Raw genomic sequence first — 18,720 nt, forward strand, 5'->3', positions numbered from 1 at the left:
TGCTCAACCCCTGCCCCTCGTCTTTGTTTTCCAGGGTTTGTAGTTCTTTTCAGTCCAGTTAATGATCATGCCTGCCACGTTCTTGCCAGTGGCATTCTCGATGCCTTCCAGGCCCGGCGACGAGTTCACTTCCATCACCAGCGGGCCACGGCTGGAGCGCAACAGATCCACACCGGCCACGTTCAGGCCCATGGCCTTGGCGGCGGTAATGGCCGTGCGGCGTTCTTCCGGGGTAATCCGCACCAGCGAGGCGGTACCGCCCCGGTGCAGGTTGGAGCGAAATTCACCCTCGGCGCCCTGACGTTTCATGGCGGCAATCACCTTGTCACCAATCACGAAACAGCGGATGTCGGCACCGCCGGCTTCCTTGATGAACTCCTGCACCAGGATGTCTGCCTTCAGGCCCATAAACGCTTCAATTACAGATTCTGCCGCCTTGCGGGTTTCTGCCAGCACCACGCCAATGCCCTGGGTACCCTGCAGCAGCTTGATGACCACCGGCGCGCCGCCCACCATTTTAAGCAACTCCGGCACGTTGTCCGGTTTGTTGGCGAAACCGGTCACCGGCATTCCAACACCCTTTCGGGCCAGCAGCTGCAGGGAACGCAATTTGTCTCTGGAACGGGTAATGGCCACGGATTCGTTCAGAGGAAATACGCCCATCATTTCAAACTGGCGCAGTACAGCGGTACCGTAGAAGGTTACAGAAGCGCCAATCCGGGGGATCACCACGTCGAAGTCTTCCAGCACTTCTTCGTGATAGTGGATCAGCGGGTTCGCGGAGGTGATGTTCATGGAGCAATGCAGGGCATCAATCACCTTCACTTCGTGGCCACGGTTAACGCCCTCCTCCACCAGACGCCGGGTTGAGTAAAGGTGACGGTTTCGCGACAGTACCGCAATTTTCATATTCAGGTCCTTAATGCCGGCTTACCGGCCAGGTAGGAAGCTTCAGGGTAGATCAGGGACCGGCCTGCCATGGCGGTGCGCCCCAGTAACATCCGGAACCGCATGGAATCCCGGTTGGTCAGTGTCATTTCAATCGGCCAGCTTTGGTCGCCAACCACCAGTGTGGTCTCAATCACCAGGCGCATTTCCTTGTGGCCTCCGGAGTCCGATACCGTTCGCTCATCAAGCACTTTGGCATCGCACTCCACCACCTGGTGCATATCGTTCTGAATGGGATGTACCCAGAATTTTACTCTGCGTTCTCCGTTCTCCGTATAGGGTTCAGTACGGAATGTGTGCAGGCAGGAGGTTCGAGCCCCCGTATCCACCTTCGCCTTGATCCGGCCAATGTCCAGATCCGGCAACCCCACCCATTCACGCCAACCCAAGGCGATCTTGCCTTCGGCCTTGGTTGGGGGAACGGTTTTAATTAAGTCAGCTGTCTCTGTCGACATCCGGGGAATCCTTATCTTTTTGTTGTTCCGGGCGCATCAGTTGCACACGGAATGGCGCAGAGTGGCTACCGGCATAGATGCTGGTATGGGGAAAGGGAATCTCGATGCCTTGCGCGTCCAGGGTTTTCTTGATCGATACCATCATGCTGCCGCGGCCTTCGAAGAACTTATCTTTCGGTACCCAGAAGGAGAACTGCAAGTCTACGGAGGAAGCACCGAAGCCGGTAACCAGCACAAACGGTTTGGGCTCCTCCAGGCTTGTCGGATTCTTTTCGGCCAGGTCCAGCAAAATCTCACTCACGCGCTCGACATCCTCGGCATAGGCGATACCCACCGCCAGATCGATCCGGCGAATAGGAAAACGGGACCGGTTCACCACACGGGTTTTGATCAGGGTCTCATTAGGAATTCGGACATAAAGGTTATCCGGGGTGCGCAGCTTCACGCTGAGCAAATCGATGGTGACGATTTCTCCAATGGTGGCATCGACCTCAATAAAATCACCTATTTCGAAGGGCTTTTCCATCACCAGGAACAACCCGCTTATGATATTAGACGCCGACGTTTGCGAGGCAAAGCCGATGGCCACGGTCAGGATACCGGCTGCACCCAGGACAACTTCGAGCGAGAAACCCGCCTCCCGCAGAGCTGCCATGGCGAATAACATGAAAATGGCGTAGAAGAACAACCGGCGAATCATCACCATGTGGTGGCGCGACACACGGTTTTCTACCATGCGCCCAATACTGCGGGCCACCAGTGACCCGAGAACCATACCCAGAACCAGCAAGAAACCGGCAGACAACCACTGCCCCCAGGCAATCCCATTGATGACCTGAGTCATGGTTGCGAGAATTGCATCCAACACTTGAGCGCTCCTGTTTTGGCTTTCAGCCGAACATGTGATCGAAGGCCCGAACCAGCCTTCTGCCTCTGGCCAATTTTTCCCGGGCCGGTGCAATTGCTTCACACTGGCCCGCCTCGGGAATGACCGAGGTGGCGATCTGCAGGCTCGCCGAGTTCATGTCTGTTTCACATTCAACGGTGATGCCGGGCGTCCAGAGCTGACCTTTGTCGTTTCTGAACAGCGGCAGCAGGGGCGTCGGTATGCTGAAGCGCTCCAGAAGCAGAGACTTCTCTCGGCTGTTGATTATGGTTACCGGAGTAACAGCGCGCCAGGGCCGTTTGGGCACGGCTTCCAGCGACAAGCGTCCGTAGGTGGACGAGGCGTAACACAGCTCACCTTCCCGGGTATTTCGACCCAACCAGGTCAAGGAAGGAGGCGCCAGAGGTATTTCTGCCAGCTCCACCTTGTCTTCGCCAACACAGATTTTCATCCATAGCGAAGTACCCACATACAGAACACAGCGTGCACCGGGCGGAACGGTCAACGGCTGGTAGGGCCGAATAACCGTTGGCAGGCTGGCCATGGCGGGATAAAAGCTGACTGAACCGTTGTCTCCTGATCGTACAAACCGCTGAACATCAATCTCAGCAGAAGGCAGGGTATGGCCCACCGACTCGGTCCAGAAATCGGGATCAGAATCAACCTCAACCTTCTGCTGCCGGATCTGCCACTCAAGATCCAGCAAGGTAACCCACAGCCGGGTGTGGCCAAGCTGGTGCTGCTGGGTCTGGCCGGAGGCCAACTGATAGGAATGCGCCCAGATACCATCGCGCTGGCTTTCGGTAGCTTCAGTCATGCCGCGGAAAGAACTCCTTTGGGGGTGGCCGGCTATTCTGCTTCACTATAATCCAATCCGGTAGTTACAGCGAATATACAAGCCAATGATTTACTGGCTGTAATTTCCACTACGCTCGACGTAAGAGACGGTATTCCGATGACAGAACTGGTCTGGTTCCGCAACGACCTCCGCCTGGCAGACAACGCGGCCCTCACCGCAGCCTGCGCCCGCAGCAAACCCGTGACGGCCTGTTTCCTGGTAACGCCAGGGCAATGGCAGGAGCACGACTGGTCTGCCGCGCGGGTGCAGTTCGTGCTTGAGCACGCCAATGTCCTGGCCCGCCAGCTGGCCAAGCTGGGCATTGCACTATCATTTCTGTATGCGGATACCTTTGCTGAAAGCCTCGACAAGCTGGAAGCATTCTGCAAACAACACCAGATTGCAGGCCTGCACTTCAACGAAGAATACGGCATTAACGAGCGGAAACGGGACAAGCAGGCCCACGACCGGCTGACCGCGCTCGGCATCCGGGTGGCTAAGTACCGGGATCAGACCGTGGCCCCCGTCGGCCAGATTCTGACCCAGCAGAACGAGCCCTATTCCGTATTCACTCCCTTCTCCCGACGCTGGCGTAGCTGGATAGAGGAAATCCAGCCCACGCTGTACCCAACGCCATCGTCCATGGGGCCAGAGGTAGAGCCGGAGCAAACCGATACCCTGCCAGCACCATTCAACGATGCGCCGAAACCCTTGGTGGCCATCGGCGAAGACGCCGCCCATCAGCAACTGGATAATTTCCTGGAGGCACGGGCAAAAGGTTACAAAGATAACCGGGACTTCCCGACCGTGGACGGCACTAGCCAGCTCTCGCCTTACCTGGCCAACGGAGTTCTGTCCGGGCGCCAGTGCCTTATCGCAGCCAGGCAGTCTGGGCTCTCCGGCGACGGCATCGAGACGTGGATCAATGAAATCGCCTGGCGGGATTTTTACGTTCACATTCTTTACCACTATCCGCGCGTCAGCATGCACCGAGCCTTCAAACGCGAGACGGAGGCGCTGGTATGGAACGAGCCGGGCGAGCACTTTGAGGCCTGGAAGGAGGGCCGAACCGGCATTCCCATTGTGGACGCCGCCATGCGCCAGCTGAAGCAAACCGGCTGGATGCATAACCGCCTGCGGATGATCACCGCCATGTTCCTGACCAAGAACCTGTTTATCGACTGGCGGCTGGGCGAAGCCTGGTTCATGCAGAATCTGGTGGATGGTTTTCTGGCATCGAACAACGGGGGCTGGCAGTGGAGTGCGTCAACCGGTACCGATGCAGCGCCCTATTTCCGGGTGTTTAATCCGGTAACACAGAGTGAGCGGTTTGACCCGAAGGGAGAGTTCATCCGGCAGTGGATTCCGGAATTAGCGAAACTGGATAATAAACGAATCCACGACCCGTCAATGGGAGGTGTTATTCCTCGGGGTTACCCCAGACCCATAGTGGATCTGAAAGAATCCCGAAAAGAAGCCATCGCAAAGTTTCAGGCGCTAAAGGACTAACTCAGAAGTTGGCAGGCGGGGTTGGGGGAGGCCTCCCCCAACCCTGCCTTACTCCGAAATCACGAGGAACACACCGGACAATCAGGATCCTTAGCCAGTTTCATTTCCCGCCACTCCATCTGCCAGGCATCCAGGATGAGCAAGCGACCGACCAGGGGCTTGCCTACCTCTGAGATCACTTTTATTGCTTCCATGGCCTGAGCGGAGCCGATCATGCCGACTAACGGAGCGATAACGCCCGCCTCAGAACACGTCAGATCTTCATTACCCTGTTCGGGATACAGGCAGTGGTAACAGGGACTTTCTGGCCGCCGGGGATCGTAAACAGACAACTGCCCTTCACCACGAATGGCAGCACCGGATACCAACGGAACCTTGTTGGCGACCGAGGCCCGGTTCAACGCAAAACGGGTATTGAAGTTATCAGTACAGTCCAGCACCAGCGTGGATTCAGCAACCAGCTGTTTGAGGTCGTCGCCATCCACCCGCCGATTCACCGCACTAACGGCGATCTCCGGGTTGATCGCCCTTACCCGCTGGGCCAGGCGCTCCGCTTTTGAATCACCCAGCCAGCTCTGTTTAAACGCAATCTGCCGTTGCAGGTTGGCCAGTTCGATCTGGTCATCGTCTACCAGAGTCAGATGGCCAACGCCGGCTGCGCCCAGATACAAGGCTACCGGGCAACCCAAACCACCGGCGCCGATCACCAGCACATGGGCGGCCTTGAGTTTTTCCTGACCGGCGATGTCGAACCGGGGCATCAGGATCTGGCGGCTGTATCGGAGCAGTTCTTCATCGCTGAGCATGATCAGTCTCGCTACTGGTCGCTGGCTGGTTTTCGGGCCAAGGTCATTCGGTCGTTTCTGCCGTAGTCTTTGCGGGTTTCTATGTTGCGCCATCCGGCTGCGGCAAACAAATCCCGAACGGCCTCGCCCTGGTCGTAACCGTGTTCCAGCAGCATCCAGCCTTCGGGGTTCAGGCGTTTAAGGCCTTCGGTGACCAGCAACCGGATGTCGTCCAGGCCATCATCACCTGCCACCAAAGCTGATGATGGTTCAAATCGCACGTCGCCTTCGTTCAGGTGACGGTCACTGGCGGGTATATAAGGAGGATTGGAGATCAGCAGGTCAAATCCACCCGCGGGGATCTGGTCGAACCAGTGGCTCTGCACCACGGTAATCGGCAGCTGCAGGGACCGACTGTTTTCCCGGGCCAGTTCGACGGCCTCTTCAATACGATCGCTGGCCATAATCTGCCACTTAGCTTTCTCGCTGGCCAGCGCGAGCGCAATGGCGCCGGTACCGGTGCCAAGATCCAGCACGCGGGCGATTTCAGGCAGCGGTAGTTCCAACGCGGTTTCCACCAGGCACTCGGTGTCTGGCCGGGGAATCAGGGTGGAAGGGCTGACTTTCAGGGGCAATGACCAGAATTCCTGCTGGCCCAGCAGGTAGGCGATGGGTACTCCCTTAACTCGTTCAGCCACCAATTCGCGAAACGCTTGCGCCTGATCAGGGGCTACTTCCCGCTCGGGCCAGGCCCGGAAGCTGGTGCGGCCCAGGCCGGTTACGTGGCTCAACACTAATTCGGCGTCCAGCCGCGGGGAATCACCACCAATCTGTTCAATGGCGTTATTCAGAAGGGTTTCACAGGTCAGCGAGGACTCACTGCTCATTGGCCAGTTCTGCCAGTAATTCGGCCTGGTGTTCCTGTTGCAGGGGTACCACCACCGCGTCGAGATCGCCGGCAATCACCTCGTCCAGCTTGTACAAGGTAAGGTTGATGCGGTGGTCAGTCACCCGGCCCTGGGGGAAATTGTAGGTGCGAATACGTTCCGAGCGGTCGCCACTGCCCACCAAACTTTTGCGGGTTTCCGCCATGCTCTTCTGCTGTTTCTCCAGCTCGGCGTTCTGCAGCCGGGACGCCAGCAGGCTCAGAGCCTTGGCGCGGTTTTTGTGCTGGGAACGCTCTTCCTGGCACTCCACCACAATGCCGGTGGGCAGGTGGGTGATACGGATGGCGGAGTCGGTTTTGTTGACATGCTGGCCACCGGCACCGGAGGAGCGGAAGGTGTCGACGCGCAAATCAGCCTTATTTATCTCGATGGCTTCTGATTCATCGGCCTCCGGAATCACGGCCACGGTGCAGGCGGAGGTGTGAATGCGGCCCTGGGACTCGGTTTCCGGTACCCGCTGCACCCGGTGGGCTCCAGACTCAAACTTGAGCGTTCCGTAGACGCCATCTCCTGACACCCGGGCGATGACTTCTTTATAGCCGCCGTGCTCACCCTCGTTCTCGCTCAGCACTTCCACCTGCCAACGGTGTTTTTCCGCATAACGGGAATACATGCGGAACAGGTCGCCGGCAAAAATCGCGGCTTCGTCACCGCCGGTACCGGCGCGCACTTCCAGGAACACGTTCTTGGTGTCGTTCGGGTCTTTCGGCAGCATCAAGCGCTGCAGCTCTTCGTCAAGCTCTTCGCTACGCGCTTCGGCGGCGGCCAGTTCTTCTTCCGCCATGGCCCTCATCTCGGCGTCGCCGTCTTTGGCCAGTTCTTTCGCTTCCGCGATATCCTCATGGGATTGGCGCCAGGCCTGGAAACACTTTACCACCGGCTCAATCTCAGAAAATTCCCGGGACAGTTCCCGGAATTTGTCCTGGTTGGCAATCACCGAGGCATCGCTCAGCAACGCGTTGACCTCCTCGAACCGTTCAACAAGCTGTTCGAGGCGGGACTGGATCGATGGCTTCATAATTTTTCCGTGGTGGTGGGCTCGTCAGCTTCCAGGGCATCAAGCTGATACAGCTCCCGCAGGCATTCGGTGACTTCGGTGCGGCCCTCGGCCATGGCTTTACGCACTTGTACAGAGGGCTGGTGAAGCAGTTTGTTGGTGAGGCCACGTGCCAGGCTGCGCAGCACCGTCTCCGGGTCAACGCCGTTGCGTAAGGCACGCAGGGCCTTTTCAGATTCAATATCCCGCAGCAGTTCGGCACGCTGGCGAAACACTTTCAGGGTAGAGACCGCATCCAGGGCCCGGAGCTGGTCCAGGAATTCCTGTACGCCACTGCTGATCAGGTTCTCGGCTTCGCGGGCAGCACCTTCACGGGAACGGATGTTTTCTTCGATTACCTGCCGCAGATCGTCAACGGTATAGAGATACACATCGGCCAGCGACCCCACCTCCGGCTCAATATCCCGGGGAACCGCAATGTCGACCATGAAGAACGGACGGTGTTTGCGCTTCTTCAGCGCGCGCTCCACCGCTCCCTTGCCAAGTATTGGCAACGGGCTGGCCGTAGAGGAAATGATGATGTCGACGTCCGCCAGGTGATCGGGAATTTCCGACAGAACAATGCCCTTGCCACCGTGCAGTTCGGCCAGCGCCTGGGCACGTTCCAGGGTGCGATTGGCCACCAGGAAGTCTTTCACGCCGGCATCGGCCAGGTGGCGGGAGACCAGTTCAATGGTTTTGCCGGCGCCAATCAGCAACGCCTTGTTGCGGGACATATCGGCAAAGATATGATGCGCCATGCTGACAGAGGCATAGGCCACCGACACCGGGTTTTCCCCAATCGCGGTCTGGGTGCGAACTCGCTTGGCTACCGAGAAGGTCTGCTCAAACAGGCGGGACAGAAAAGAACCGGTGGCCCCATGCTCGCGAGCCAGGGAGTAGGCATCCTTCAACTGACCGAAGATTTGCGGTTCGCCCAGCACCATGGAATCCAGCCCCGCCGCTACGCGCATCATATGGCGAACGGCTTCGGAATCCCGGTGAACGTAGAGCACCTCCTCAAGGTCGGCTACATCCAGCTCATGAAAACCGGCCAGCCAACGCAGTACCGTGGGCGCGCAGTCGTCGTCTCCGGCCAGGTAAAGTTCGGTGCGGTTGCAGGTAGACAGAATGGCCGCTTCGCTGGCACCGGACGCCGCCCGGAGTTCCGAGAAGGCTTCCGCCATCCGCTCCGGGGTAAACGCCACACGTTCGCGGATTTCCACGGGTGCGGTTCGGTGATTGATTCCCAGTGTCAGCAATGCCATTTCGAGGTTAAAAAACCTTATGCCAGTCGACGAACATATTGTGCCATTCTACCGGTGAGGGCCACCGCCTGCCACCCGAAAACACGTCGCCTTCGGGAACTGCGGACAGGTTGGGCAAGTTCAAATGCTTATGCCATTATAGAGGCTCGGCCACGGCCTAAACCCGATCTGCCTCAATTCTACGGCAGAACAGAACATACTCTGACGTACTGCCGACAGCACACGGGAAGTTGCATGCAAAAATCCGCACCGTATCTGGTTACCAGCCTGCTGGCCTTCACCATTGCCGCCCTGCCCGGCTGCGCCAGCTTTTCCGGAACGACAGAACCAAAGGCTGATGAACCTACTCCCATAGCGGTCACCCCGACGCCACAGGAAGAGATTCGTTATGCGGATTTCGAGCCAGAAGTGCTTTACCAACTCCTGGCGGCGGAGATTGCTGCCCAGCGTGGGCGCTATGATGTAACCCTGGTCAACTACCTGCAGGCAGCCAAAACCTCAAAAGATCGCGGCGTCATCACTCGTGCCATGCGCATTGCCCAGTCCCTGAATGCCGATAACGCGCAGCAACAACTGGCAGACCTATGGCTGCAACTGGAGCCCGACAACCTGCTGGCACACCGGGTTTCTGCCATACAGGCAGTCAAACGCCAGGATCTTGAAACCGCTCTGGTCCATATGGAACGCATTATGGAGCAGGGAGAGGATGCCGACTTTGACAGCCTGGCAGCCATGTCTGCCAACCTGCCTCCGGCCCAGCAACGGGAACTGCTTCAGCTCTATGAGCAACTGGCCGAACGGCACCCGGACAATCTCGAGCTTGAGTACAGCATTGCCCTGCTTCTGAAAATCACCGGCGCGCCGGAGCAAGCCCTGGAGCGTATCGAACGGCTTACTAACCGGGAGCCCAACTTCCAGCCCGCCATCGCACTCAAAGGTGACCTGCTGTACCAGACAGGCCAAACAAGAGAAGCACTGAATTACCTGACCACAAACACTCGGCGATTTCCGGCCAACCGGCAACTGGGCACACTGTATGGCCGAATCCTGATTAACGAAGGGGAGCTCCAAGCCGCCCAGGACGAATTCGAACGGCTGGTCCAACGCTACCCCCAAACCCCGGGGCTCAGGCTGTCATTTGCCCTGGTCGCCCTGGAAAACCGTCAGCCAGAGCTGGCCAAAGAAGAGCTGACTGAGTTGATCGAACAGGGCCACCATACCGATGAAGCCAGCTACTACCTCGGCCGCATCGAGGAGGAAGAAGGTAACATCGCCAACGCTATCGGCTTTTACATGAGCGTAGAGGGCGGAAACTACTTCTTCCCCGCCCTGTCCCGGGCAAGCGAGCTGCAGGCCGAAACCGGGGATCTGGCCGGCGCACTTGCCAGAATTGACACGCTGAGGGATTCAAACCCGGGGCAGGCCGAAAATTTCTGGCTGCTGGAAGTCAACCTGCTGCTCGACCAGCAGCGCGAACAGGACGCCATGGCAGCCGCGGACCAGGCCCTGGAGGCATTCCCTGAAAACATTCAGATCCGCTATGCCCGAGCCATGTTGCACGACACGCTGGGCAACACTGGACAGGCTGAGGAAGATCTGAGGGCAATCCTGTCACAACAACCAGACAATGCAGTGGCACTGAACGCACTCGGGTACATTCTGACCATTCGCACGGAGCGACTGGACGAAGCCCGCAGTTACATTGAGCGGGCGCTGGCGCTGGACCCAAATAATCCCGCCATTCTCGACAGCATGGGCTGGGTACTGTTTCGCCAGGGCAACACCGAAGCCGCCCTTGAATACCTGGCCGACGCCTGGGCTGCCTACCCGGACCCGGAAGTGGCCGCCCACTACGGGGAAGCCCTGTGGGTCACCGGAAATGAAGAACAGGCCCGCGTTATCTGGGAAGAAGGCCTGGAGCAGGACCCGGACCACGACATCCTGATTGAAACCATCCAACGCCTGACCGGCAACGGAAATTCCTGATGTTGAGGAATCTGTGCGCCGCCCTGATGCTACTCACCCTGCTGGGCGGCTGCACCACCATTCAACTGGAACCACTCCCGGAGGGCATGACCGACCAGCCCCCAGCCAACTGGGCTGAACGGTCCCGCACGCTTGGTCAATTCCAGCACTGGCAGCTTTCCGGGAAACTGGCGGTGCGCCAACCTTCAGACAGTGGCACCGCTGTGATTAACCACTGGGAGCAGCAAGGCGAATACTATGACCTTGCGCTGTCATCGTCCTTTCTGGGGATGGGCAGCACCAACCTGCGCGGAACACCGGGATTTCTCGAACTGCAACTGGCTAACGGCGACACCTACCAATCATCGAACCCGGAACAGCTGGTACAGGCTGCAACCGGCTGGCAACTGCCGATCGACAGCCTGACCTGGTGGATTCGAGGGCTACCAGCACCGGACGGCAATTTCCGGCTATTGTTCGATGACCAGCAACGGCTAGCCATCATTCGCCAGGACGGCTGGGAAATACGCTACGATCGCTGGCAGGCGTTCATTGATGATCTGCCTCAGCTCCCCGCCCGAATCACCGCCCTGAAGGACGACAAGCGCGTTCGAGTGGTGATCAGTGACTGGCAGAGAAAGGATTGAGCACGTGAGCAACAGCATTACCCTGCCCTCGCCGGCCAAGCTCAACCTGTTCCTGCACATCGTGGGCAGACGACCCGATGGCTATCACGAACTACAAACCCTGTTTCAGTTTCTCGATTACGGCGACGAGATCACCTTCACCCTGACCCCGGGGGATGCCCGCATACGCCTTGAGGAACCGGTTCCCGGGGTACCTGACAACGACAACCTCATTATTCGCGCAGCCCGTGCCCTGGCCGAACGCGCCAGCCACGCATTACCCGGCGTGACGATCCGCATTCAAAAACGACTTCCCATGGGCGGCGGCCTCGGGGGCGGCAGCTCCAACGCCGCGACCACCCTGGTAGCACTAAACCACCTCTGGGAACTGCATCTTGATGAAGACGAGCTTGCCGAGCTGGGCCTGGATCTGGGCGCCGATGTACCGGTGTTCGTTCGCGGCCGCTCCGCCATTGGCGAAGGGGTGGGTGAAAAGCTCACGCCCGCCAATCCACCGGAAGACTGGTTTGTGGTCCTCAAGCCTGACTGCGAAATAAACACCGGGAAGATTTTTTCGGAAGAAGGGTTGACAAGGGACACCCCAAAAATGAAAATAGCGCCCGCTTTTGAGGGAGACGCCTCGAGGTACCGAAACGACTGTGAGGATGTAGTTCGAAAACTGTATCCGGAGGTTAACAAGAGCCTGGAATGGCTTTCACAATTCGGACCTGCAAGATTAACCGGAACCGGGGCTTGCATTTTTGGACGTTTCCCGACAGAATCCGCAGCCCGGATTATCTGGGAAAGCAAACCCTCCGGCATCACGGGGTTCGTAGCTAAAGGGGTGAACCATTCACCTCTGCACAAAAAGCTGACAGAGCTGAAATGATGCCAAGAAAGCACGATGATATTGGGGTGTCGCCAAGTGGTAAGGCAACGGGTTTTGATCCCGTCATGCGCAGGTTCGAATCCTGCCACCCCAGCCACCTTTCTCCCGCTTCTTCTGAATCAAACGCCGATACTGAGAAGGATGCTGTCGTGTCCAAATTGATGATCTTCGCTGGCAATGCCAACCCTGAACTGGCGCGCGATATTGCCAGGAAACTGCATATTCCCATGGGCCAGGCCACCGTTGGCCGTTTCAGCGATGGTGAGACCACCGTTGAGATCAATGAAAATGTTCGTGGTCACGACGTTTTCATTATCCAGCCCACCTGCTACCCCACCAACGACAACCTGATGGAACTGATCGTGATGGCCGACGCCCTGCGCCGCGCTTCCGCCACACGGATCACCGCCGTTATCCCTTATTACGGATACGCCCGCCAGGATCGTCGGGTTCGCTCTACCCGGGTAGCCATCAGCGCCAAAGTGGTTGCTGACATGATTTCCAGCATTGGCGTCGACCGTGTGCTGACCGTAGACCTCCACGCTGACCAGATTCAGGGCTTCTTCGACATCCCGGTGGACAACATCTACGCCACCCCGGTGCTGCTTGAAGACATCGAAAAGCAGCGGTTCGAAAACTTTGTCGTGGTATCCCCGGATGTAGGCGGGGTTGTACGCGCCCGCGCCGTTGCCAAGCGCCTGGATGATGCCGACCTGGCCATCATCGACAAACGCCGCCCGAAGGCCAACGTTTCCCAGGTTATGCACATCATCGGTGACGTCAAAGACAAAACCTGCATCCTGGTTGACGACATCGTCGATACCGCCGGCACCCTGTGCAAGGCAGCCAACGCCCTGAAAGAGCACGGCGCCTCCCGCGTAGTCGCCTATATTACCCACCCGGTGCTGTCTGGCCCGGCCGTCGAGAACATCAACAACTCGGAGCTGGACGAACTGGTGGTGTGCGACACCATTCCATTGGGTGACAAAGCCAAAAATTGTGCTAGAATCCGCCCCCTCAGCATGGCAGGACTGCTTGCCGAATCGATTCGTCGGGTGAGTAACGAAGAGTCCATCAGCGCCATGTTTGAGAACGTCTGAACGGGCAAAGCTCCGCAACACTCAGACTTAAAGGCAGTTTTCGGGTCGGGAGTCCAACAGGGCTCCCGACTCTTTTAGTCGATCGGAAAAATCCGGTCATTCAAAGAACTCATCTGTTCCGAGCCTGGTCGCGGGCCGCTCAGATGAACAACGAGGTACATACCATGTCTCAGGAATTCCTTATTGAAGCATTTCCTCGTGACGATCAGGGGAAAGGTGCGAGCCGCCGCCTGCGTCGCGAAGAGCGTAAAATCCCAGCCATCATCTACGGTGGCGGAAAAGACGCAACGCCGGTCTCCATCTGGCACAACGAGCTGAAAAAGGCCCTCGAAAACGAAGCCTTCTTCTCTCACATCCTGACCATCGACATTCAGGGCAAAAAAGAAAGCGTGATCCTGAAGGATCTGCAGCGCCATCCGTACAAGCTGCTGCTGACCCACGCCGACTTCCTGCGCGTAGACAAGGATCACGAGATCCACGTTAACGTACCGCTGCACTTCATCAACGAAGACACTGCGCCGGCCGTTAAACTCCAGGGTGGTATTGTTTCCCACACCATGACCGAAGTGGAAGTTATCTGTCTGCCGCAGAACCTGCCTGAGTTCATCGAAGTCGACCTGACTGACGTCGCCATGGACCAGGTTGTCCACCTGAGCGACCTGAAACTGCCGAAAGGCGTTCGTGTTGCTGCCCTGCTGCAGGGTGAAGACCACGACCAGCCGGTTGCCTCTATCCACAAGCCGAAAGGTGCCAAGGCGGACGACGCTGAAGACGCCGAAGGCGAGGAAGGCGGCGAGGAGTAATCACTCCGGGGGCAAAGGCGAATGGCACAGGATATTGTCATGGTGGTTGGCCTGGGAAATCCCGGCGCCGACTACGAGAATACCCGCCACAACGCCGGCGCCCTGTTCGTCGAAGCGCTGGCCCGCCATGCGGGCCAGACGCTACGCCCCGAAAAGAAGTACCACGGGCTTTACGCCCGCATTCAGTGGCAGGGCCTCGACCTGCACCTTCTGAACCCCAGCACTTTCATGAACCGCAGCGGCATTGCCATCAAGGCCCTGGCGGACTTCTTCAAGATTTCTCCTGAACAGATTCTGGTTGCCCACGACGAGCTCGACCTGCCCCCCGGCACGGCCAAGCTGAAGAAAGGCGGCGGCCACGGCGGCCATAACGGCCTGAGGGACACCATTGCCCACCTCGGCACCAACGACTTCCAGCGACTACGCCTTGGCATCGGCCATCCCGGCGACAGCCGTAAGGTCACCGGTTTTGTACTGGGCCGACTCGGCAAACAGGAAACCGAGCAGCTGAGCGCCGTGTTCGACGAAGTCATGCGGGTTTTGCCAGACGCCGCCAACGGCAAACTGGCGGCCGCCATGAACCGGTTACACAGTTTCAAACCGACCCCCTGAGCAAGGCACATCCCCTTACTCGCACCCGTACCGATACCCCGGTATAATCCGCCCAAATTTTTCAGTTCCAGCAGAGGCATTCCATGGGATTTAACTGCGGCATCGTCGGCCTTCCCAACGTCGGCAAATCTACCCTGTTCAACGCACTGACCAAAGCCGGCATCGGCGCAGAGAACTTCCCGTTCTGCACCATCGAACCCAACGCCGGGGTGGTGGCCATGCCCGACCCGCGCCTGACCAAACTGGCCGAAATCGTCAAGCCCGAGCGAGTCGTGCCCACCACCATGGAATTTGTCGACATCGCCGGCCTGGTCGCCGGCGCCTCCAAAGGCGAGGGCCTGGGCAACCAGTTCCTGGCCAACATCCGCCAGACCGACGCCATTGCCCATGTAGTGCGCTGCTTCGAAGACGGCAACGTCATCCACGTGGCCAACAAGGTTGACCCGGCATCTGATATTGAAGTGATCAACACTGAGTTGGCCCTGGCCGACCTGGACACCGTCGAGAAAGCCATCAAGCGTGTGCAGCGAGTCGCCAAGAGCGGCGACAAAGAAGCCAAAGCCCAGCTGGAGATGTTCGAGAAGCTGCTGCCGGTACTGAATGAAGGCAAACCGGTGCGCAGTATGGGCCTGGACAAAGACCAGATGGCCCTGGTGCGGGAACTGTGCCTGCTCACCGTCAAGCCCACCATGTACATCGCCAACGTGAATGAAGACGGCTTCGAGAACAATCCGCACCTGGACAAGGTTCGCGAAATTGCCGCCTCAGAGAATGCCGTGGTGGTGCCCATCTGCAACAAGATGGAAGCCGAAATCTCCGAGCTGGAAGACGAAGAGAAAGCCATGTTCCTGGACGAAATGGGCATGGAAGAGCCCGGCCTGGACCGCGTGATCCGCGCCGGCTACGGCCTGCTGGGGCTGCAAACCTATTTCACCGCAGGGGTAAAGGAAGTACGCGCCTGGACCGTCAAGATCGGCGCCACCGCCCCCCAGGCAGCGGGCGTTATCCACACCGACTTCGAACGCGGCTTCATCCGCGCCGAAGTGATCAGCTACGACGATTTCGTGCAGTACAACGGTGAAGCCGGCGCCAAGGATGCCGGCAAATGGCGCCTGGAAGGCAAGGAATACATCGTTAAGGATGGCGACGTAATTCACTTCCGGTTTAACGTGTAATTTTTCCGGATTTTTGGTCCCAAAGCCTTGACACCTTGGGCCCAAATACCGAAAATACGCGCCTCGTTTGGGGCACGCCTCAATCGAAATGGCAAGGTAGCTCAGTTGGTTAGAGCACAGCACTCATAATGCTGGGGTCGGCGGTTCGACTCCGCCCCTTGCTACCAGTATTCTTAAAAGCCCGGTTCGAAAGATCCGGGCTTTTTTCGTTCTGGCCCAACCCCGTTGAGAGCCCGATTGCGTGTTTTACAGCACAGGATAGCAGCCATGCCGGAATCCCTCGTGTCAGGACTGTCGCTGGATCGCCTCGAGCGCATCAGCCGGCACTTTGAAAAGAACTATATCCAGCCCGGCAAGCTACCCGGTTTTGCGGCACTGGTTGCGCGACACGGCAAGGTTGTCTGGAGTGAGGCCAGAGGGCTGAGAGAAGCAGAGCGCAACCTGCCCATGGAACGGGATACGGTGTTCCGCATCTATTCGATGACCAAACCCATCACCAGCATCGCGATGATGCAGCTGTACGAGCAGGGCAGGTTTCTGCTCAATGACCCAGTGCACAAATACATTCCGGCCTGGCGCAACCTGCGGGTGTACAAGGGTGGCAGCTACCCGGATTTCAAAACCGAGCCGGCAGCGACCACCATGACCGTCAGGGATCTGATGACCCACACTTCGGGGCTGACCTACGGTTTCACCGAGCGAACCGAAGTGGACGCCGCCTACCGCCAGCTGAAGCTGGATGGCAGCTCCATTCTGACCCTGGACAAGCTAGTGGATCGGCTGGCTGACCTGCCACTGGAGTTTTCGCCAGGGACCGCCTGGAACTACTCGGTATCTACGGATGTGATCGGCTATCTGGTCCAGCTGCTCTCCGGTCAACCGCTGGATGACTATTTCCAGGAGCATATATTTAAACCACTGGGTATGACCGAGACGGGCTTCCAGGTGCGCCCGGACCAGCAAGACAGGTTCGCCGCCTGTTACCTGCATCAACCCGGCGACACCATGAAACTGCAGGATGACCCGCGGCGCTCGAAATATCTCAAGCAGCCCCGCTTCCTCTCTGGCGGTGGCGGGTTGGTCTCCACCATTGACGACTATTACCGGTTTGCCCAGGCCTTGTGCCAGGGTGGCGAGTATCAGGGCCAGCGGATTATCGGGCGAAAGACCCTTGAGTTCATGCGCCTGAACCATTTGCCCGAGGGCAAGGATCTGCCGGCGCTCTCAATTGGTGGCTTCAGCGAAACGCCCTACGCGGGCAGCGGCTTCGGACTGGGCTTCTCGGTGAAAACCGATGTCGCCAAATCCGCCACCATCGGCTCACAAAACGAGTTCGGCTGGGGTGGGCTGGCCAGCACCAGTTTCTTTGTCGATCCGGTGGAGGACATGGTAGTGATCTTCATGACTCAGCTAATGCCCTCTTCCTCTTATCCGATCCGTCAGGAACTCCGAGCTCTGGTGTATGGAGCCCTGGACTGATCTGTAGCGATTGACAGGCGTCATCCTCTTCAGGAAAGCTCTGTGCCATACTTCAGGGCCTCGAACCAGTAACGAACAAACCACCAGCAAGGAACGTTGTGATGAAAGCGGAAACCCTAGCACTGCACGCCGGCTTCAAGAGCGACCCGACTACCAAGGCCGCCACCACCCCCATTTACCAGACCACCTCCTACACCTTCGACGACACCCAGCATGGTGCCGATCTGTTTGATCTTAAGGTGCAAGGCAACATCTATACCCGCATCATGAACCCCACCAACGCGGTTCTGGAAGAGCGTATGGCAGCGCTGGAAGGCGGTATCGGCGCCTTGGCTGTGGCCTCCGGTATGGCGGCCATCACCTATGCCCTGCAAACCATCTGCAAGGTTGGCAATAACATCGTCAGCACCAGCCAACTCTATGGCGGCACCTACAACCTGTTCGCCCACTCCCTGCCCAACCAGGGCATCGAGTGCAAGATGGTGCCCCACGATGATTTCGCGGCGGTAGAGAACGCCATCGACGACCAGACCCGCGCCCTGTTCTGCGAGTCGATCGGCAACCCGGCCGGCAACGTGGTGGATATCCAGAAGTGGGCGGAAATTGCCCACAAGCACGGCATTCCGCTGATTGTTGATAACACTGTGGCCACGCCGTTCCTGTGTCGCCCATTCGAGCATGGCGCCGATATCGTGATCCACTCCCTGACCAAATACATCGGCGGCCACGGCACCACCGTAGCGGGTATTGTGGTGGATTCCGGTAAATTTGACTGGAAAGCCAGCGCCGACAAGTTCCCGATGATGAACCAGCCGGACCCGTCCTACCATGGCGTGGTTTACACCGAAGCCCTTGGCGAAGCCGCCTTTATCGGCCGCTGCCGCGTGGTGCCACTGCGCAACACCGGCTCTGCCCTATCGCCATTCAACGCCTTCCTGATCATGCAGGGCCTGGAAACCCTGGCCCTGCGAATGGAGCGCCATTGCGACAACGCCCAGAAGGTTGCCCAGTTCCTGCAGGATCACCCCGCCGTGGAGTGGGTGAACTACGCCGGCCTGACCAACAGCCCCTACAAGGCCACCTGTGACAAGATCTGCGGCGGCAAGGCCTCCGGTATTCTGAGCTTTGGCATCAAGGGCGGCCGCGAGGCCGGCGCCAGGTTTATCGATGCGCTGGACATGATCCTGCGCCTGGTAAACATTGGTGATGCCAAGTCCCTGGCGTGCCACCCGGCCACCACCACCCACCGCCAGCTCAACGCAGACGAGCTGAAGAGTGCCGGTGTCAGCGAAGACCTGGTGCGGCTGTCTATTGGCATTGAGCACGTAGACGACATCATTGCCGACATCACCCAGGCCCTGGACAAATCCCAGGCTTGATAACCATCAACCGGGTACGA

Annotated in this window: 18 protein-coding genes and 2 tRNA genes; 12 read left to right on the forward strand and 8 right to left on the reverse strand. The window is 58.3% G+C overall.

What is annotated here, in order from left to right; genetic code table 11:
• Window positions 1-3 precede the first annotated feature (3 nt).
• The 4 genes from rimK to ABIE59_RS03765 are packed head-to-tail and all read right to left on the reverse strand — an operon-like array spanning window position 4 to window position 3,106.
• Entirely contained in the window at window positions 4-909 is a 906-nt protein-coding gene (gene rimK, locus ABIE59_RS03750) for a 30S ribosomal protein S6--L-glutamate ligase (RefSeq protein ID WP_354444378.1), read from the reverse strand.
• A gap of 2 nt (window positions 910-911) precedes the next feature.
• Window positions 912-1,403 (reverse strand): ATP-dependent zinc protease family protein, encoded by a 492-nt coding sequence (locus tag ABIE59_RS03755; RefSeq protein ID WP_354444380.1) that lies wholly within the window; start codon window positions 1,401-1,403, stop codon window positions 912-914.
• On the reverse strand, window positions 1,384-2,271 hold the full coding sequence (locus ABIE59_RS03760) for a mechanosensitive ion channel family protein (protein WP_502915329.1): 888 nt from the start codon (window positions 2,269-2,271) through the stop codon (window positions 1,384-1,386). Before ABIE59_RS03760 ends, ABIE59_RS03755 begins: the two co-directional genes overlap by 20 nt.
• 22 nt (window positions 2,272-2,293) lie before the next feature.
• Window positions 2,294-3,106 carry a DUF432 domain-containing protein gene (locus ABIE59_RS03765; RefSeq protein WP_354444382.1) on the reverse strand — a complete coding sequence of 271 codons (813 nt, stop codon included), beginning with the start codon at window positions 3,104-3,106 and terminating at the stop codon, window positions 2,294-2,296.
• Window positions 3,107-3,244: 138 nt separating this feature from the next.
• Here ABIE59_RS03765 and phrB point away from each other — a divergent pair, with 138 nt between their 5' ends.
• Window positions 3,245-4,636, forward strand: coding sequence for a deoxyribodipyrimidine photo-lyase (phrB, locus tag ABIE59_RS03770; protein WP_354444384.1), 1,392 nt, complete (start codon window positions 3,245-3,247; stop codon window positions 4,634-4,636).
• A 59-nt stretch (window positions 4,637-4,695) separates the two neighbouring features.
• Here the strand turns inward: phrB and ABIE59_RS03775 are convergent, their stop codons facing one another.
• From ABIE59_RS03775 to hemA, 4 genes are read right to left on the reverse strand one after another with little or no spacing between them, the layout of a single operon-like run.
• The gene (locus tag ABIE59_RS03775) at window positions 4,696-5,442 is read right to left on the reverse strand and encodes a HesA/MoeB/ThiF family protein (protein ID WP_354444386.1); all 747 of its coding nucleotides are present in this window, start codon (window positions 5,440-5,442) and stop codon (window positions 4,696-4,698) included.
• An 11-nt stretch (window positions 5,443-5,453) separates the two neighbouring features.
• On the reverse strand, window positions 5,454-6,308 hold the full coding sequence (gene prmC, locus ABIE59_RS03780) for a peptide chain release factor N(5)-glutamine methyltransferase (RefSeq protein ID WP_354444388.1): 855 nt from the start codon (window positions 6,306-6,308) through the stop codon (window positions 5,454-5,456).
• Entirely contained in the window at window positions 6,298-7,386 is a 1,089-nt protein-coding gene (gene prfA, locus ABIE59_RS03785) for a peptide chain release factor 1 (protein WP_152437432.1), read from the reverse strand. Before prfA ends, prmC begins: the two co-directional genes overlap by 11 nt.
• Window positions 7,383-8,672, reverse strand: a complete 1,290-nt coding sequence (gene hemA / locus ABIE59_RS03790) for a glutamyl-tRNA reductase (protein ID WP_354444390.1) — start codon at window positions 8,670-8,672, stop codon at window positions 7,383-7,385. Before hemA ends, prfA begins: the two co-directional genes overlap by 4 nt.
• A gap of 234 nt (window positions 8,673-8,906) precedes the next feature.
• Here hemA and ABIE59_RS03795 point away from each other — a divergent pair, with 234 nt between their 5' ends.
• From ABIE59_RS03795 to ABIE59_RS03845, 11 genes are all read left to right on the forward strand, one after another.
• Window positions 8,907-10,658 carry a tetratricopeptide repeat protein gene (locus ABIE59_RS03795; RefSeq protein WP_354444392.1) on the forward strand — a complete coding sequence of 584 codons (1,752 nt, stop codon included), beginning with the start codon at window positions 8,907-8,909 and terminating at the stop codon, window positions 10,656-10,658.
• Window positions 10,658-11,284, forward strand: coding sequence for a lipoprotein insertase outer membrane protein LolB (gene lolB, locus ABIE59_RS03800; protein WP_354444394.1), 627 nt, complete (start codon window positions 10,658-10,660; stop codon window positions 11,282-11,284). The genes ABIE59_RS03795 and lolB overlap by 1 nt, the downstream gene beginning before the upstream one ends.
• A 4-nt stretch (window positions 11,285-11,288) precedes the next feature.
• Window positions 11,289-12,152: a 4-(cytidine 5'-diphospho)-2-C-methyl-D-erythritol kinase gene (gene ispE, locus ABIE59_RS03805; RefSeq protein ID WP_354444396.1), complete on the forward strand. Its 864-nt coding sequence runs from the start codon at window positions 11,289-11,291 to the stop codon at window positions 12,150-12,152.
• Window positions 12,153-12,174: 22 nt separating this feature from the next.
• Window positions 12,175-12,249: transfer RNA gene (locus ABIE59_RS03810), tRNA-Gln, on the forward strand.
• A gap of 52 nt (window positions 12,250-12,301) precedes the next feature.
• Entirely contained in the window at window positions 12,302-13,252 is a 951-nt protein-coding gene (locus ABIE59_RS03815; protein WP_061333292.1) for a ribose-phosphate diphosphokinase, read from the forward strand.
• Between the two features lie 164 nt (window positions 13,253-13,416).
• The gene (locus tag ABIE59_RS03820) at window positions 13,417-14,055 is read left to right on the forward strand and encodes a 50S ribosomal protein L25/general stress protein Ctc (RefSeq protein WP_354444398.1); all 639 of its coding nucleotides are present in this window, start codon (window positions 13,417-13,419) and stop codon (window positions 14,053-14,055) included.
• Between the two features lie 21 nt (window positions 14,056-14,076).
• Entirely contained in the window at window positions 14,077-14,667 is a 591-nt protein-coding gene (pth, locus tag ABIE59_RS03825) for an aminoacyl-tRNA hydrolase (protein WP_152437427.1), read from the forward strand.
• A gap of 83 nt (window positions 14,668-14,750) precedes the next feature.
• On the forward strand, window positions 14,751-15,842 hold the full coding sequence (ychF, locus tag ABIE59_RS03830; RefSeq protein ID WP_061333290.1) for a redox-regulated ATPase YchF: 1,092 nt from the start codon (window positions 14,751-14,753) through the stop codon (window positions 15,840-15,842).
• Between the two features lie 90 nt (window positions 15,843-15,932).
• Window positions 15,933-16,009, forward strand: a tRNA-Met gene (locus ABIE59_RS03835).
• 100 nt (window positions 16,010-16,109) lie between these two features.
• On the forward strand, window positions 16,110-17,321 hold the full coding sequence (locus ABIE59_RS03840) for a serine hydrolase domain-containing protein (protein ID WP_354444401.1): 1,212 nt from the start codon (window positions 16,110-16,112) through the stop codon (window positions 17,319-17,321).
• Between the two features lie 101 nt (window positions 17,322-17,422).
• Window positions 17,423-18,700, forward strand: coding sequence for an O-acetylhomoserine aminocarboxypropyltransferase/cysteine synthase family protein (locus tag ABIE59_RS03845; RefSeq protein WP_354444403.1), 1,278 nt, complete (start codon window positions 17,423-17,425; stop codon window positions 18,698-18,700).
• Window positions 18,701-18,720 lie beyond the last annotated feature (20 nt).

Source organism: Marinobacter sp. MBR-99, assembly GCF_040547575.1.
Classification (GTDB): Bacteria; Pseudomonadota; Gammaproteobacteria; order Pseudomonadales; family Oleiphilaceae; genus Marinobacter.

Bases quoted from the DNA above. Each gene is read 5' to 3' on its own strand.
- ABIE59_RS03755 (WP_354444380.1), bottom strand. From the start codon at position 1,403: ATGTCGACAGAGACAGCTGACTTAATTAAAACCGTTCCCCCAACCAAG.
- ABIE59_RS03840 (WP_354444401.1), top strand. From the start codon at position 16,110: ATGCCGGAATCCCTCGTGTCAGGACTGTCGCTGGATCGCCTCGAGCGC.
- ABIE59_RS03765 (WP_354444382.1), bottom strand. From the start codon at position 3,106: ATGACTGAAGCTACCGAAAGCCAGCGCGATGGTATCTGGGCGCATTCC.
- rimK (WP_354444378.1), bottom strand. From the start codon at position 909: ATGAAAATTGCGGTACTGTCGCGAAACCGTCACCTTTACTCAACCCGG.
- ABIE59_RS03775 (WP_354444386.1), bottom strand. From the start codon at position 5,442: ATGCTCAGCGATGAAGAACTGCTCCGATACAGCCGCCAGATCCTGATG.
- prmC (WP_354444388.1), bottom strand. From the start codon at position 6,308: ATGAGCAGTGAGTCCTCGCTGACCTGTGAAACCCTTCTGAATAACGCC.
- ABIE59_RS03795 (WP_354444392.1), top strand. From the start codon at position 8,907: ATGCAAAAATCCGCACCGTATCTGGTTACCAGCCTGCTGGCCTTCACC.
- ABIE59_RS03820 (WP_354444398.1), top strand. From the start codon at position 13,417: ATGTCTCAGGAATTCCTTATTGAAGCATTTCCTCGTGACGATCAGGGG.
- ABIE59_RS03845 (WP_354444403.1), top strand. From the start codon at position 17,423: ATGAAAGCGGAAACCCTAGCACTGCACGCCGGCTTCAAGAGCGACCCG.
- ychF (WP_061333290.1), top strand. From the start codon at position 14,751: ATGGGATTTAACTGCGGCATCGTCGGCCTTCCCAACGTCGGCAAATCT.
- prfA (WP_152437432.1), bottom strand. From the start codon at position 7,386: ATGAAGCCATCGATCCAGTCCCGCCTCGAACAGCTTGTTGAACGGTTC.
- pth (WP_152437427.1), top strand. From the start codon at position 14,077: ATGGCACAGGATATTGTCATGGTGGTTGGCCTGGGAAATCCCGGCGCC.
- lolB (WP_354444394.1), top strand. From the start codon at position 10,658: ATGTTGAGGAATCTGTGCGCCGCCCTGATGCTACTCACCCTGCTGGGC.
- phrB (WP_354444384.1), top strand. From the start codon at position 3,245: ATGACAGAACTGGTCTGGTTCCGCAACGACCTCCGCCTGGCAGACAAC.
- hemA (WP_354444390.1), bottom strand. From the start codon at position 8,672: ATGGCATTGCTGACACTGGGAATCAATCACCGAACCGCACCCGTGGAA.